Here is a 323-nt window from a genome sequence, read left to right as displayed (position 1 = left end):
ATAAGCAATTCCGCTAATAGTCATCCGGATGGCATTCGTCAAAAACGCAGAACTATCTGTTTTATCAAAATAGAAGCCTGACTTGATTTCTTTAATAAAGTTTTCCATAGTCCCACGGTTTTGGTACATCTTAAACACTTGGTCATTGCGAATAACAGTAGAAAGATTAGTTGTCACAAATTCATGGCGAAAAAGCAATCCATCGCGTGTCGATTTTATCACTACTCTTTGAGGTTTCTTCCATGATTTTGCTTGATAATCGATGTTAAAGTACTGAACTTCTGTTTCTTCCCAATTCGTATCATCACCATAGGTGATCAGAT

The 323-nt window shown here is 36.5% G+C and carries 1 protein-coding gene; it reads right to left on the bottom strand.

The genetic code is table 11. From position 1 onward, the window contains the following. The coding region (locus ACEN4L_RS13525; protein WP_407123684.1) for a transposase at positions 1–323 on the bottom strand (323 nt) is incomplete at both ends.

It is taken from the genome of Desemzia sp. FAM 23988, from assembly GCF_045528365.1.
In the GTDB taxonomy this organism is placed as follows: domain Bacteria; phylum Bacillota; class Bacilli; order Lactobacillales; family Carnobacteriaceae; genus Desemzia.
The sequence above is the reverse complement of the archived record's forward strand: the minus strand, read 5'-3'. Positions and strand labels throughout refer to the sequence as shown.